The 15,261-nt window shown below is 74.8% G+C and carries 6 protein-coding genes; all 6 read right to left on the bottom strand.

The window, feature by feature from the left end:
• Positions 1-24: 24 nt before the first annotated feature.
• Genes ACZ6C6_RS06380 through ACZ6C6_RS06355 form a run of 6 tightly spaced genes read right to left on the bottom strand, consistent with a single transcriptional unit; the run spans position 25 to position 15,183 of the window.
• Positions 25-1,425, bottom strand: coding sequence for an MDR family MFS transporter (locus ACZ6C6_RS06380; protein ID WP_469199670.1), 1,401 nt, complete (start codon positions 1,423-1,425; stop codon positions 25-27).
• A complete protein-coding gene (locus ACZ6C6_RS06375) occupies positions 1,422-11,390 on the bottom strand; it encodes an amino acid adenylation domain-containing protein (protein WP_469199669.1) in 9,969 nt (3,322 codons plus the stop codon). Before ACZ6C6_RS06375 ends, ACZ6C6_RS06380 begins: the two co-directional genes overlap by 4 nt.
• 1 nt (position 11,391) lies before the next feature.
• Entirely contained in the window at positions 11,392-12,177 is a 786-nt protein-coding gene (locus ACZ6C6_RS06370) for an ABC transporter ATP-binding protein (protein ID WP_469199667.1), read from the bottom strand.
• Positions 12,174-13,169 carry a FecCD family ABC transporter permease gene (locus tag ACZ6C6_RS06365; RefSeq protein WP_469199665.1) on the bottom strand — a complete coding sequence of 332 codons (996 nt, stop codon included), beginning with the start codon at positions 13,167-13,169 and terminating at the stop codon, positions 12,174-12,176. Before ACZ6C6_RS06365 ends, ACZ6C6_RS06370 begins: the two co-directional genes overlap by 4 nt.
• Positions 13,166-14,191, bottom strand: coding sequence for a FecCD family ABC transporter permease (locus ACZ6C6_RS06360; protein ID WP_469199663.1), 1,026 nt, complete (start codon positions 14,189-14,191; stop codon positions 13,166-13,168). Before ACZ6C6_RS06360 ends, ACZ6C6_RS06365 begins: the two co-directional genes overlap by 4 nt.
• Positions 14,188-15,183, bottom strand: coding sequence for an ABC transporter substrate-binding protein (locus ACZ6C6_RS06355; RefSeq protein WP_469199661.1), 996 nt, complete (start codon positions 15,181-15,183; stop codon positions 14,188-14,190). The genes ACZ6C6_RS06360 and ACZ6C6_RS06355 overlap by 4 nt, the downstream gene beginning before the upstream one ends.
• Between the last annotated feature and the right edge of the window lie 78 nt (positions 15,184-15,261).

Raw genomic sequence — 15,261 nt, 5'->3', positions numbered from 1 at the left:
CGGGGGCACACCCATGGGCGCCTGTCACGCCTGCCGGGGCCTCGTACGGGGCAGCCGCGTCGCCGCCACCGCGGCGAACAGGCAGAAGCCGAGCACCCACCAGAAGGTGTCGCCGAAGGCCGCGGGGACGTCCGCGCCGGTCGCGGCGAGCCGGTTCTCCAGGATCACCGCCACCGCCGCCGTGCCGACCGAACCGCCCACGGTGTTCAGGAGGTTGAGCGCCCCGGCCGCCCGGGGCAACTGCTCCGGCTCGATCCGGCCGTAGACGATGTTCATCACGGGCGCCCCGACCATCGACATCCCGAAGCCGCGCACCACCAGCGCCGAGGCGACCACCGCGTCCGGGACCCCGTGCCCCAGGAGGGTGAACGGGGCGGTCCCGGCGACGATCAGCACGATGCCGGTCACGACCAGGGTCCTCGGCGCCACCTTGCTGATGGTCCGGTTGACGAGCACCGAACCGGCGGCCGCGCCCAGCCCCTGGGGCGCGAGCAGAAGTCCCGCCTCCCAGGCCGACATGCCCCGGCCCGACTGGAAGTACAGCGGCAGCAGGAACGTCGTGCCGAACACCGAGGCCCCCAGCACCACCAGCGCGAGCGCGGCGGCCCCGAAGGGCGGCCGGGCGAACAGCCGGGGGTCCACGAGCGGGGTGGCCCGGGTGCGCAGCCCGTGCACGGTGAACGCGGCCAGCATGACCACCCCCGCCCCCACGCCGATCGTGGCCGGGACGGCGCGGTCGTGGGCGATCTCGGTCAGCCCGTACACCAGCACCGCGAGGCCCGGTGAGAGCAGCAGCGCCCCGCGCAGGTCGAACGCGGCCCGCTGGGACGCCGGGGGCACCACGGGCACGTGACGGCGGGCCAGCAGGACCGCCGCGGCGCCGATCGGGAGGTTGACCAGGAACAGCCAGGGCCACGGAGCGACCGCGAGCACGGAGCCCCCGGCGAGCGGCCCGAACACCGGGGAGAGCAGCGGAACGACGGCGACCACGCTGATCACCTTGCCGGTGCGCCCGGGGCCCGCGATCCGGGCGAGCAGCGCCTGCCCGGTCGCGGGGAGCAACCCGCCGCCGAGCCCCTGGATCACCCGGAACACGATGAGGCTGGGCGCCGACCAGGCCAAGGCGCACAGCACCGAGCCGGCCAGGAACACTCCGATGGCCGCCAGCCAGACCCGCCGGCCGCCGAACCGGCCGGCCAGCCAGCCGGACGCGGGGACGGCGGCGACGACGGCGAGCAGATAAGCGCTGGAGACCCACTGGATCTCGGCGACGGACGCGCCGAACTCCTCGGTGAGCCGGTCGAGTCCGACGCCGACGATGGTGGCGTCGAGCGAGGCCATGAACGTGCCGAGGACCAGGATGAACGCGATCCGCAGCAGGTCCCGGTCCACGCGCTCGGCGGGCGGGGCGGGCGCGGTGGTCACCGGTCCTCCAGGAGGCCGCGCACATCCGCGTCCAGGTTCCGCTCCATGTTCCGCAGCAGGTCCACCAGTTGGTCCGCGAGCCCGCCGGTGTCCGTGCCGGCCCGGTGGGCGAGCACCCCGGTCCAGCCGTCGCCGTCCGGCATGACGGTCAGCGTGGCGGGGTGGTGGGTGGACTCCCGGAAGCGCGTGGAGAGCACGGTGAGTCCGGGCGCCGGTTCGCGCAGGCGGTCCGGATCGACCGGGTAGTTCTCGAAGACCACCATGCTGTCGAAGAGTCTGCGCCGCCCGGTGAGCCGTTCCAGGTCGGACAGGGCCACGTGGTGGTGCTCGACCAGGTCGCGCTGGCGGGCCTGGAGACCGGCGAGCGCGGCGGCCAGGGTGCCGGTGAGCCTGGCCCGTACCGGCACGGTGTTGGCGAGCAGGCCGATGATCTCCTCGACGCCCTCCAGGGCCGGGGGCCGGCTCGACACCATGGCGCCGAAGCACACGTCACGCCGCCCGGAGCGCCGGGCCAGCAGCACCGACCAGGCGCCCTGCACCAGGGTGTTCGGGGTGAGCCCGTGCCGTGCGGCGAGCCGGGTGAGCCCGGCCACGAGCGCCGCGTCGAAGTCGATGACCTCGGGCTCCTGCCAGGCCGGGCCGCTCCCGTCGCCGCCCAGGTAGTCGCCCTCGGGGAGCCCGTCCAGCTCGGCCGCCCACGCGTCGAGGTCCGGTTCGTACTCCGCGCACCAGTCGAGGTAGTCCGCGAACGGGACGGGGGCGGCCAGTCCGTGCGCGCGGTTCTCGGTCCGCGCGGTGTACAGGGCGAAGAGCTCTCCCAGGATGCGCGGGGCGGACCAGCCGTCGGACAGGGCGTGATGGCTGGTCAGGACGAGGTCGGCGCGCTCGGGTCCGAGCCGGATCACGGTGATCCGGTAGAGCGGGCCGCGCGCGAGGTCGAAGGGTTCGGCGAGGTCGGCGGCCAGCACCTCGTCGGCGGGTGCGTCGGTGACACGGAACTCCGGCCGGGGCGCGTCCGGGATGACCGCGAGCGAGGCCGGGAACACCGCGCCCAGGTTGGGGTGCCGGGCCAGCAGGTCGTCACCGGCGCCGCGCAGCGCCCCGGTGTCGAGCGGGCCCGCGAGCGAGAACACCGACTGCACGGTGTACGGATCGGGGCGCTCGGTACGCGAGTGCCGCAGCATCACCTCCTGCAACGGGCTCAGCGGCTGTACGGCGGCTGTCGGCCGGTCGCCGAGCGCGACGGTCTCCGGCGCGGCGGCGACCCGCAGCAGCGCGGCCCTCAGGTGCTCCGCCAGCTCCTCGATCTCCGCCCCGTCGAACAGTGTGCCCGGCCAGGTGATCCGCACCCCGAGCGCGTCGTCGCGCACCAGGGCGTTGACCATGAGGCTGTACGGGAGGGGCATCGGGCCGGAGCCGTCGGAGCCGAGCGGGTCGGCGTCAGGGGCGGGCTGCCAGGGCGTCTCGGTCTCCGGGGCGCCGGGATACTGGCCGAGGTAGTTCCAGGCGACCTCCGGGCGGACCGGGTCGAGCAGGCCCGCCGTGGTGAGGATGGAGTGGCCGAGGCCGTCGCCCTGGGCGCGCAGCCGGTCCCGGACCGCGCGCACGTCGTCGGAGGCGTCGAGCCGGACGGGGTGGACCGCCGTGAACCAGCCGACGGTCTGGGAGAGGTCGACCTCCCGGGGGCGGCCGTGGCTCTCCAGGGCGACCAGCAGTTCCGGTGTGCCGCGCCAGTCCCGTACCGCCTGGGCGAGCGCCGTCAGGAGGACGGCGTCCGGGGTGGCGCGGTGGGCAGCGGGCAGGGTGGTGACCAGGGCGCGGGTGGTGTCCGCGTCGAGCCGGATCTCGTGGTGCGCGGCGGTCGCCACGGTGTCCCGGGCGGGGTCGAGCGGCCGGGCGAGGGGCTCGGTCGCCGTCATCCGCCGCCAGTGCGGGAGTTCGGCGCGCCGGTCGGCCTCGCGCAGGGTGAGGGCCCAGCCGAGGAAGGACTGCCCGTGCCGGGTCAGCTCGCCCCCCTCGTGGGCGTGCCGGAGGTCGTCCAGGAGGATGCGCCAGGAGACGCCGTCGGCCACCAGGTGGTGGGCGATCAGGACGAGCCGGCCCGGACGCTCGGGCCCGGCGTCCACCCAGACCGCGCGCAGCATCGGTCCGGTGCGCGGGTCCATGGCGCGGCGTGCGGCGGCGGTCGCGGCGTCGGCGGCGGCGCGCGGGTCGCCGTCGGCCGGGACGCGGGTCAGGACGTCGGCGCCGGTGAGCTCACCGGCCGGGGGGATGTGCAGGGCGGCGTCGCCGAGGCGGGCGCGCAGCACGTCGTGGCGGGCGAGCAGGGCGTCGAGCACCGTCTGCCAGCCCTTCTCGTCGCCGCCGGGCGGAACGCAGACCTCCACCCACTGGCAGAAGCCGTCGGCGGCCCTGCCCGCGCGGTGCAGCAGGTCCCGCATGACCGGGGTCAGCGGGGCGTCCCCGACGGCCGGGGCGGCCTCGCCGTCCAGGGCGCGGGCCCGGGCGGCGATCCCGGCGACGGTCTCGCCGTCGAACACGTCCTTCGGGCTCAGCCCGAGGCCCTGGCGGCGCACCCGGGAGACCAGTTGGAGGGAGACGATGCTGTCGCCGCCGACGTCGAAGAAGTTGTCGTCGGGGCCGATGTCGTCGCGGCCGAGGATGTCCCGGAAGACGTCGAGCAGCAGCGCTTCCGCCTCGGTGGCCGGTTCGCGCCGGGCGGCGGAGAGCGTGGCGGGGGCGGGCAGCGCCGAGGCGTCGAGCTTTCCGCTGGGGCTCAGCGGCAGCCGGCCGAGCGGCACGAGCGCGGTCGGGACCATGTGGTCGGGCAGCCGCTCGGCGAGGTGCGCGCGCACCCCGGCGGTGTCCAGGTCGGCGTCGTCGGCCGGGATGACGTAGCCGACGAGCCGGCCCTCGCGCATCACGACGGCGCAGGCGCGGACGTCGGGGTGCGCGGTGAGCGCGGTCTCGATCTCCCCCAGCTCGACGCGGAATCCGCGCACCTTGATCTGGTGGTCGGCGCGGCCGAGGAAGACAAGCTGCCCGTCGTGGCGCCATCGCACCAGGTCGCCCGTGCGGTACATGCGGGTGCCGGGCGGGCCGTACGGGTCGGCGACGAACGCGCCGGAGGTCAGGCCGGGGCGGCCGAGGTAGCCGCGCGCCACGCTCGGGCCGCCTAGGTACAGCTCTCCGGTGACGCCGACGCCGACGGGCTGGAGTCCGCCCTCGAGCACGTAGGCGCGGACGTTCGGGTCCGGGCGGCCGATGGGCAGCGGTCCTGCGTCGTCCGGGTCGTAGCGCCAGGTGGTCGAGTTGATGGTGACCTCGGTCGGCCCGTAGGCGTTGAACAGCGCCCGGCGGCCCCGGCCCCAGCGGTGGGCGAGCTCCGGGTCGAGCCGTTCGGCGCCGACGACGAAGAGGACGTCGGGGTCGACGGTGCGGTCGTCGGGCATCGCCGCGAGGAACGACGGCAGCAGGTTCACGCCGGTGACCCGGTGCTCCGCGATGTAGTCGAGGAGTTCGTCGCCGGGCACGCGCACCTCCTCGGGTGCGATGACGGACGTACCGCCGGACAGCAGCGGCACCATGGTCTGCCAGAACGCCACGTCGAAGCCGGTCGACGCGAAGTGCAGATAGCGGTCGTGCTCGGTGACGCCGACGACCTCCTCCTGGAGGGCGACCAGATCGGGCACGCCCCGGTGGGTGACGCCGACGCCCTTGGGGCGGCCGGTGGTGCCCGAGGTGTAGATGACGTACGCGAGCGCGTCGTCGGTGAGCCGGGCGCGGGCGTCCGCCGGGTCGGTGTCCGGTACGGAGGCGAGGGTGGCCGGGTCGTCCAGGCGCAGGACGGGGATCGCGCGGTCGACGGGCAGTTCGGCGCCGGTCGTCACGACGGCCGCCGGTGAGATGTCGTCGAACATGTACGCGAGCCGTTCGCGCGGGTAGGCCGCGTCCATCGGCACGTACACCGCGCCCGCCTTGGCGATGCCGAACAGGGCGACGGTCATCTCGATGTCCCGGCCGACGAGGACCGCGACGGGGTCCTGCGGCCGGACGCCGTGCGCGATGAGCGCGTGCGCGAGGCGGTTGGCCCGCCGGTCGAGTTCCGCGTACGAGAGGCTGCGGTCGCGGCAGACCAGCGCCTCGCCGCCGGGCTTGCGCCGGACCCAGCCCGCGAACTGGTCCAGCCAGTGGCCGCGTTCCTTCGCGGCGACGGTCCCGGTGCCCGTACGCAGCATGCGGGCGCGCTCGCCCGCGTCGAGGGCGGGCAGCGCGACGGCGGCCCGGTCCGGGTCCCCGGTGATCTCGTGGAGCAGGTTGCGCAGCCAGCGGCCGTAGTCGCGCACGGTCTCCCGGTCGAACGCGCCGGGCTGGTAGCCGAGGCCGATGGTGATCTCGTCGCCCGGGATCACGATGACGGTGAGGGCGTAGTGCGTGGCGTCCGTGATGTCGACGCCGGTGAGGTCGAGCCCGGGGGCGAGCGGGGTGCGGGTGCGGCTGGAGAGCGGGAAGTTCTCCATGACGAGCATGGTGTCGAAGAGTTCGCCGATGCCCGCGGCCCGCTGGATGCCGGGCAGTCCGACGTGGTGGTGCTCGGCGAGGGCCACGCTCTCCGCGTGCACCTGCGCCATGACGTCCGCCGCCGTGCGGTCCGGGGCGTACCGGACGCGGACGGGGACGGTGGTGCCGAGCTGGCCGATCATCGATTCGACGCCGTCGACCTCGGCGGGCCGGCCGGAGACCGGGCAGCCGAACACGACGTCGCGGCGGCCGGTGAGCCTGCCGAGGAGCAGGCCCCACGCGGTCTGGAGGACCGTGGTCAGGGTGATGCCGCGCTCCCGGGCGAAGGCGCGCAGCCGGTCGCTGAACTCGCGGCCCAGCTCGACGGTCTCCCGGCCCGGCCGTTCCACGGCGTTCCCGGTGCTCGCGGGGGCCAGCCGGGTCGCGTCGTCCACGCCCGCGAGGGCTTCGCGCCAGGCGGCTGCGGACGCCTCCTCGTCCCGGTCCGCCAGCCAGTGGAAGTACTCCGACAGGGGCGGGGAGGCGGGTGCGGCGGGTCCGCCGCCGAGTTCGGCGTAGATCGCGAGGAGGGTGCGGCCGACGAGGGGCATCGACCAGCCGTCGAGCAGGGCGTGGTGGTTGGTGATCACCAGCTTGTGCTCGGCGGGCCCCACCCGGGAGAGCAGGAAGCGGATGAGCGGCGGCCGCGCCGGGTCGAAGGGGCGCGCCAGGTCGGCGCGGGCCGCTTCGGCGCAGTCGTCGTCCCGCCGCCACTCCAGGGCGACGTCGGCCGGGATCACCTGCACCACCTCGTCCCCGACGGTGCCCAGGTGGACGCGGAGCGCGGGGTGGCGGCGCAGCAGCTCGTGGGCGGCGCGGGCCATCCGGTCCGGATCCAGCTCCCCGGAGAGGGTGGTGACGGCCTGGACGACGTAGACGTCGGTGTCCGTGTCGTCGCGGACCATGGTGTGGAAGGACAGACCGAGCTGGAGCGGGGTGGCGGGCAGCACGTCGCTGACCCGTCCCGTGCGCTCCAGCGCGTCGATCGCGTCCTGGTCGAGGGCCACCAGCGGCAGGTCGGAGGGGGTGAGCCCGCCGGTGGTGTGCAGGGCGTGCGCGGCCAGCGAGTCGAGCGCGGCGGCCCAGCAGTCCTGGAGGGCCGCCACGGCGTCGGGTCCCACGACCTCGCTCGCGGCGGTCCACTCGACGGCGAGCCGGGGGGTGTCTCCCTCATGGACGAAGCAGTTGAGGGCCAGCACCTGTTCGAGGGCCTTGGCGTCGGGCTCGGTCACGGAGAACGCGTCGTGCTCGGGGAGCCGCCAGCCGTCGGCGGTCAACGGGGCGAACCTGCCCAGGTAGTTGAGCAGCACGTCCGGCGGCGGTACGGCGCCCAGCTCCGGAGCCGCCTCCGGGTCGAGGTGGCGCAGCACCCCGTAGCCGATGCCGTTGCCGGGGACGGCGCGGCGGGCCTCCTTGGCGGCGCGCAGCGTGGCGCGGACGTCGTCGTGGGCGGGCACCCGGACCGGGTACTCGCTGGTGAACCAGCCCACCGTCCGGGCCAGGTCGAGGTGTTCGCGCCCGTGACCCTCCATGGTCACGGTGACGGCGTCGTCGCGCAGGCCCCAGCCGCGCAGGGCGAGGACGAGGGCGGCGAGCAGGATCTCGTCCACACCGGCCCGGTAGGCGGCGGGCAGCGTGCTGAGCAGGGCCTCGGTGGCCTCGGGCGAGGCGGTCGTGACCGTGCGGTGCGCCGTGGCCACGGTGTCGCGTGCGGGGTCCAGGGGGCGTGCCCCGAGCCGGGAGGCGGAGCCCAGTGCGGTACGCCAGTGGGCGAGTTCACCGCGCCGGGCGCCGGTCCTGCCCTGTTCGGCGAGGACCTGCGCGTGGCGGCGCCAGGAGGTGCCGACGGGGTCGAGGGCGCCGCCGGAGCAGGCGGTGTGCAGGTCGGGCAGGAGGACGCGCCAGGACACGCCGTCCATGGCGAGGTGGTGCACGACGAGGACCAGCCGGTCCGCCGTGCCCTCCTCCGTGCGGAGCAGGGCGGCGCGCACCAGGTCGCCGGTGCGCGGGTCGAGCTGTCCGGCGAGCCGCCGGGCGAGGGCGGCCACCTCTTCGCCGGTGGCCTCCTCGACGGCGGCCCGGACCGTGCCCCGGGGCAGGATCTCCGGCTCGCCGGCCACGCGCAGCCGCAGCGCGTCGTGGTGGTCGATGAGGGCCTGCACACCCCGGGTCAGCCGGTCCGGGGTGAGCGCGTCCACGTACAGGGCGGTCCACTGGGCGTATCCGGCGACCGTGTCGACGTCCGGGTGCGGGTCGAGCAGGGCGCGCACGATGGGCGGTGCGGGCACCGGGCCGACCGGCTCGTCCGCCGGTCCTGCCGTGCCGTCGAGCGCTTCGGCGGAGGCGGCGAGCGCGGCGAAGGTGCGGCGGGCCAGCAGGTCCTTGGGGCGCAGCCCGAGGCCGAGGGCGCGCAGCCTGCTGCTGACGGTGATCGCGGTGATGCTGTCGCCGCCGAGGGCGAAGAAGTCGTCGTCCACGCCGACCCGTTCGACGTCGAGCGCGTCGGCGAGGACGGTGCACAGCAGCCGTTCGCGTTCGGTGCCCGGTTCCCGGCCGCCGCCGGGCAGGGCGGGCGCGGGCAGCGCGGCGCGGTCGAGCTTGCCGTTCGGTGTGACGGGCAGGGAGCCGAGGACCACGACAGCGGCGGGGACCATGTGGTCGGGCAGCCGCTCGGCGAGCCGGGCGCGTGCCTCGTCGCCGGTGACGGAGGCGGACACGATGTAGCCGACGAGCCGGGAGGAGAGGACCCGCGCGGCCGCGGCGGTGACCCCGGGCAGGGCGGCAAGGGCCTCCTCGACCTCGCCGGTCTCCACCCGGTGGCCGCGGATCTTGACCTGTCCGTCGCCCCGGCCGCCGTACTCCAGGCCCCGGCCGGGCACCCAGCGGGCCCGGTCGCCGGTGCGGTACATCCGCTCGCCGGGGCCGCCGAAGGGGTCGGCGACGAAGCGTTCGGCGGTGGCCCCGGGCCGGCCGAGGTAGCCGCGGGCCAGGTGCGGTCCGGCCAGGTAGAGTTCGCCGGCCGTGCCGGGCGGGACGGGCTGGAGGGCGTTGTCCAGCACGTAGACCCGGGTGCCGGCGAGCGGGTGTCCGATGGCCGGTTCGCCGCCGTCGATGCGGGCGGTGGTGGCGTCCACGGTGGCCTCGGTCGGCCCGTACATGTTGCGCGCGGCGATCCCGGACGCGGCGACGCGGCGCCACAGGGCGGGCGGGGTGGCCTCGCCGCCCAGGAGCAGCAGCGCCGGAGGCAGGTCGAGCAGGCCGGCGTCGATGAGGGGGGCGGCCATCGAGGGGGTGGTGTCGATGACGTCGATGCCGTCGCGGGCGTACGCGGCGAGCAGGGCGTCCGCGTCGCGGGCCGTCTCGGCGTCGTACACGTGGAGTTCGTGCCCGCAGAGCAGCCAGACGAGGTGTTCGAAGGCGGAGTCGAAGGCGAAGGAGTAGGTGTGCGCGGCGCGCAGTCGGCGGCCGGTGGCCCGCTCGGCCTCCGTGACGACCGTGGAGCGCTGGTGGTGCAGCAGCGCGGCGAGCCCTCCCGCGCGGCCGAGCACGCCCTTGGGGCGGCCGGTCGATCCGGAGGTGTGGATGACGTAGGCGAGGTGCCCGGGGTCGCGCGGGTGGGAGAGTTCGGCGGTGGTCAGCGGGGCGCCGGACAGGTCCGCGGCCTCGTCCAGCAGGGCCTTCCAGGGCAGCCCGTCGACCGTGCCGTCGGTGAGGACGAGGGCGGGCCGGGTGTCCGCGATGAGTTCGCGCAGCCGCTCGGGCGGGTGCGCGGCGTCCAGCGGCAGGAAGGCGGCCCCCGCGTCCAGCACGGCGAGCAGGGCGACGACGGCGTCGGCCGAGCGCGGCAGGGCGAGCGCGACGACGTCCTCGGCGCCGATGCCCCGGGCACGCAGGGCGCGGGCCACGCGGTGCACCCGGTCGGCGAGTCCGGCGGCGGTCAGCCGGTCGCCGCCGCAGACCAGCGCGGTGTTCCCCGGTCCGGCGGCGGCCATGGCGTCGAAGGCGGCGGGCACGTCGAGGGGGGTGCCGGGCAGGGCGGGCGGGCTCCACTCGGCGAGCTGGGCGGCGGGGTCGCCGGTGAGCGCGACGCGGGCGACGGGCAGGCCCTCGATGAGCCCGGTGAGCAGGGCGCGCAGCCCGGTCATCAGGCGGTCGACGGCGGCCTGGTCCTTGGCACGGGCGTCCACCTCGAAGCCGAGCAGGAGGCCGCCGTCACGGGTGGGCAGGACGCTGAGGCCCATGTCCTCGGGCGGTCCGCCCGCCACGTTGCGCATGACACCGGCCGCCCCGGCGAAGTCGAGTGTCAGGTCGAACGCCTTGAGGTTGATGCCGCGTCCGTGCAGCAGGGCTCCGGCGCCGGGCACGCCGAGGTCGCGGGGCAGGTCCTCGCCCCGGTAGCGCTGGTGGTCGCGCATCTCGCGCATGGCGGTGGCGACGCGGCGGCTCAGCGTGCCGAGCCGGTCGCCGCCGCGGACGGTGACCCGCATCGGCAGCACGTTGACCGCCATGGCGGGGGTGCGCAGCGCGGTGGAGCCGGTCCGGCACATCAGGGGCAGGGCGAAGACGACGTCGGTGCGGCCGAGCACGCGGTGCAGGAAGGCGGCGTAGCAGGCGATCAGGGCCTCGCCCCAGGAGACGCCCTCGGCGTCAGCGAAGGCCCGCAGGGCGGCGGTCTCCCCGGGGTCGAGGACGGCCCGCGCGGTGAGCGTGCGGGCGGGTGCACCGGCCGTGCCGGGCCCGTCGTGGGCGTCGACGTCGGGCAGCGGTGTGAACCGCTCGACCCAGTACGCGCGGTCCTCGGCGGCCCGGTCGCTCTCGCGGTACGCGGTGTCCTCGGTGACGAGCGCCGCGAACGCGCCGAACGCCGGGCGGGGCGGTTCGGTGCCCCGGACGAGGGCGGTGTAGTGGGCGGCGGTGCGGCGGGCGAGCTGGGCGGCCGTGTAGCCGTCGAAGACGAGGTGGTGGCCGAGCTGGGTGTACCAGACCTCGCGGTCGGAGAGCCTGATGACGGTACGGGAGTACAGCGGGCGGTCCGTCATGCCCCGGCACGCCTCGGCGAGCCGGGCGCGCTCGGCGTCGACCAGCGCCTGGGCCGCGGCGGGGGGGTCGGCCTCGGCGCCGACGTCGACGAGCGGCGGCAGGGCGACGGGGCCGGCGCCGACCGCCTGGCGCGGGCCGTCGGGCGTCTCGTACACCCTGAGCCGCAGGCTCTCGGCCTCCTCGGTGGTGGCCCGGACCGCCTGCGCGAGCGCGTCCGTGTCGACGGGTCCCTCACCGGATATCTCGATCACGTCGCCGACCACGTAGTACGGCGAGTCGGGTTCGATGCGCTGGGCGTTCCAGATGCCGAGTTGGGCGCCGGTGAGCGGAAGGAGGCCGTCCGGGGGCACGCTCGCGGTGGTCAACTTACTCTCCTCGCAGTGTGGGTACGACCATCGGAGTGCCGGTCACGGGGTCCGGGACGACGACGCTGGGCAGGTCGAACACGTCCTTGACCAGCGTGGCGTCCACGATGTCCCCGGGGTCGCCCTCGGCGACCACCTCCCCGGCCTTCATGGCCACCAGGTGGTCGGCGAACCGGCATGCCTGGTTGATGTCGTGCAGGACCGCGACGACGGTGCGGCCCTCGTCGCGCAGCCTGGCGAGCAGGCCGAGCAGTTGGTACTGGTGGGTGATGTCGAGGAACGAGGTGGGTTCGTCCAGCAGCATGTAGGGCGTCTGCTGGGCGAGCACCATCGCCATCCAGACGCGTTGCCGCTGCCCGCCGGACAGCTCCTGTACGGGCCGGTCCGCCAGGTCCGCGACACCGGCGGCGGCCATCGCGCCGTCGACGGCCTCCTGGTCGCCGTCCGACCACAGGCCCAGCAGCGACTGGTGCGGGAAGCGGCCCCGGGCCACCAGCTGCCGGACCTTGATGTCCTCGGGCGCCGTGGGGTCCTGCGGCAGGAAGCCGAGCTGCTTGGCCAGCGCCTTGGTGCCGAACGCGCCGACCTCGCGGCCGTCGAACTCCACCTGTCCGGCGTGCGGTCTGAGCAGCCGTACGAGCGCGCTCAACAACGTGGACTTCCCACAGGCGTTGGGGCCGACGATGGCGGTGAACGCGCCGTCGGGTATGTCGAGGGTGAGCCGTGTGGACACGACGCGCTCTCCGTAGCGCAGGGTGATCTCCCGCGCTGTCAGGCGTGCGGTCACGCGCGCCTCACCTCCTTGGTCAGCAGCCAGATCAGATAGCAACCGCCGATCGCGGTGCTCACGACGCCCACCGGCAGCGCCACCGGGGCCAGCAACATCTGCGCCAGCAGGTCCGCGCCCTGGAGCAGGACCGCACCGGTGAGCGCGGCCGGGAGCAGCGGGATGCCGGCGGCGCCCGCGAGCCGCCGGCCGATCTGCGGCGCGGCCAGCGCGATGAACGCGATGGGCCCGGCGACGGCGGTCACCGTGGCGGTGCAGCCGACGCCGACCAGGACCATCAGCAGCCGCAGCCGGTCGAGTCCGACGCCGGTCGTGACGGCGACCGGGTCGCCGAGCGCCGCCTGGTGCATGGCGTGGGCCCGGGTGGTCATCACGAGCAGCAGCAGCGCGATCACGGCGAACGGGATGCCCAGGTCGTCCCAGCCGACGCCGTTGAGGGAGCCGGCGCTCCAGCCGACGGCGGCGATGGCCACCTCCAGGTCGGCGCGGAGCACGATCCACGAGTTGACCGCGGTGGCCATCGCGTTGACGGCGATGCCGATGACGACGAGCCGGAGGCCGGAGAAGCCGGTGTCGAGCGACAGCAGGTAGATGGCGGCCGCGACGACGAGTCCGCCGGTCACGGAGCCGACGGCGAGCTGCGCGGAGGTGCCCGACAGGACGGTGAGGGCGACGAGGGCGCCGGTGTAGGCACCGGCGTCGAGACCGATGACGTCGGGGCTGCCCATGGGGTTGCGGGTGAGGTTCTGGAAGAGGGCGCCGGAGACGCCGAGCGCGGCGCCGAAGACCAGGCCGGCCAGCACCCGCGGCAGCCGCCAGTCCCTGATGACCACGGAGTGCTCGGAGCCGGTGAGGACGGCGATCACCTTGCCGGGCGGCGCCCATGACGCCCCGTAGCACAGCCCGAGCAGGCCGAGCCCCAGCATCAGGGCGGCCAGTACGGCGACGAGTACCGCCGTACGCCGTTCGAAGCGGAATTTCAGCACGTTCACAGGGACCCCGCCCCGTAGCGGCGGACCGCCCAGATCAGCATGGGGCCGCCGAGGAAGGCGGTCACGATGGCCACGGGCACCTCGCCGGTGGGCAGCAGGACCCGCGCGGCCATGTCGGCGGCGAGGAGCAGGACGGGGCCGAGGACCATGGTGTAGGCGATGAGCCAGGGCACCGATCCGGAGGCCGGTTTGCGCACCAGGTGCGGCACGATCAGCCCGACGAACAGGATGGGCCCGGCCACCGCCGTCGCCGCGCCGCTGAGCACGGTGATGAGGACGAGCGTGGTGACGCGGACCCGGCCCACGGAGGCCCCCAGCGTGTGTGCCACGTTCTCGCCGAGGGTCAGGGCGTTGAGCGCCCTGCTCAGCAGCAGCGCACCGGCCAGGCACACCGCGATGGCGGTCAACGGCCAGGACAGGGGTGCCTGTTCGCGTCCGGCGAGCGTCCCCACCGACCAGAACCGGTAGAGGTCGAAGGTGTCGGGGAGCATGAGGCGCAGCCCGAGGGCGACGCCGTTGAGCACCGCGGTCACCGCCACACCGGTGAGCACCAGGCGCAGCGGTGAGGTGCGGCCGACCGCGGCGACCAGGAGCGCTGCGGCCACGGACCCGAGGACGGCGAAGCCGAGTTCGCCGGCCTGGCCGCCGGCCAGGCCGGCCGCCGACCCGAGGGTGACGGCGAACCCGGCGCCCGCGGTGACCCCGAGGATGCCGGGTTCGGCCAGCGGGTTGCGGGCGAGCGTCTGGATGAGCGCCCCGGCCACGGCGAGCGCGGCGCCGACGGCGACGGCGAGCAGCGCACGCGGCGCCCGCACGTCCCGTACGACGACGTGGTCGTCGGTGCCCTGGTAGTCGAAGAGTGCGCGCACGACTTCGCCGGGGGCGACGTGGCGGGCCCCGACGCCCATGCTGAGGACGGCGAGAGCGGCCAGCAGGATCAGTCCGCCGATGAGCAGGGCGGTCCGCGGGACGGCCCGCCGGCGCTCTCCGGCCGCCTCGGACGCGCGGCCCGCGACGGTCATCGCTTCAGCAGCGGAGCGAGCGACTGGTCGATCGCGTCCAGGGTCAGCAGGGCCTCACCGTAGGTGGCGGCCTCGGTGTAGCGGTAGGGGAAGGCCTTGCCGGCCTTGACGGCGGGGAGGTTCTTCCAGAGCTTGGAGTCCAGGACGTACTTGACGGACGGCGGGACGCTGCCGTCGGCGTTGACCGAGTACGTCAGGACGTCGGCCTCGCGGAAGGCGTCGGGCAGTTCCTCGATGGAGGGGTACTCGCTGACGGCCGCGGACCCGGGTCCCGCCTTCTTGACCTTGCCGTAGTAGGTGGCGCCCAGGTCCTCGGCGATGTTGGTGCCCCACGAGCCGTTGAACTCGCGCTGGAAGGTGCCCTTGGCGGCGTCGCCGTACGCGCCGACGTGGCCGAGCTTCAGCTTCGGCAGGACGTCCTTGTACCTGGCGGCCAGTTCGGCTGCCTTGGTGTCGTACGTCTTCTTCTGGGCGTCGAACCGCTCCAGCGCGCCGGCCGCGTCGGCCTGCTTGCGGGAGAGGTCGCGCCAGGCGGACGGGAGGCTCGGGCCGATCGCGACGACGGGGGCGATCGACTTCAGCCGCTTCATGTCGATGTCGCCGAGCACGGGTGCCGGCACGCCGATGACGATCAGGTCGGGCTCGGCCTCGGCGATGGCCTCGTAGTTGGTCTCGGCCGCCTGCTCGCCCGCCACCTTGGTGAGCTTCTTGTAGGTGGCGAGGTCTTCCTTGTCCATCATCGGCTCGCCGCGCTTCCACGACGAGATGCCGACCAGCGGTGCGTCGGCCTCGATGAGCGCGGGCACGGCATAGCCGGTGGCCACCACACGCTTCGGGTTCGCCGGGATCGTGATCTTCCCGTTGTCCGCGGTGAACACCCGGGTCCTGCCCGAGGCGGAGTCCGAGTCCCCGTCCGAGGATGACCCGCATCCGGCCAGGACGAGGGCCAGCGCGACGGCGCCGACCAGGCCGGACGATCTGCGTATGGACATTCCGAAGCTCCTTGCTACTTAGGTAAGGCTCACCTTACTTGATGGCCTTTCGGGGGGACAACTCGCGGGTTGCGCACC

The organism is Streptomyces sp. NPDC041814 (genome assembly GCF_055590565.1).
This window is presented reverse-complemented; position numbering and strand designations above follow the sequence as displayed.